The organism is Streptomyces rubellomurinus (assembly GCF_000961885.1).
Taxonomy (GTDB): Bacteria; Actinomycetota; Actinomycetes; order Streptomycetales; family Streptomycetaceae; genus Kitasatospora; species Kitasatospora rubellomurina.
In genome coordinates this window covers 1-254 of sequence record NZ_JZKH01000383.1, presented here as the reverse complement: position 1 = coordinate 254, position 254 = coordinate 1, and the positions used below count along the sequence as shown (strand labels likewise).

At 68.5% G+C, this 254-nt stretch carries 2 pseudogenes; both read right to left on the bottom strand.

From position 1 onward, the window contains the following. Positions 1-117: pseudogene (locus VM95_RS42190) on the bottom strand (electron transfer flavoprotein subunit alpha/FixB family protein); the annotation flags it as partial. 45 nt (positions 118-162) lie between these two features. After that, positions 163-254 (bottom strand): annotated as a pseudogene (locus tag VM95_RS42185) (electron transfer flavoprotein subunit beta); the annotation flags it as partial.

Sequence of the window (254 nt, the reverse complement as noted above, 5' to 3'; positions counted from 1 at the left end):
GGCGCCGAGCACGACGGCGGACGGCTCACCGATGCGGCGGGCCAGGGTCAGCAGCTCCAGGGCCGGCTTGCGGACCGCACCGTCGGCGTGGTCCACCAGAACCAGGATCTCAGCCATGATTCATTGCTCCTGATCGATCGTTGGATGCGCGAAACGGTGGGACTAGATGAACTTCTGGTCGGCGAGGAAGGCGGCGAGCTGCTTGCCGCCCTCGCCCTCGTCCTTGACGACCGTGCCCGCGGTACGCGCCGGGC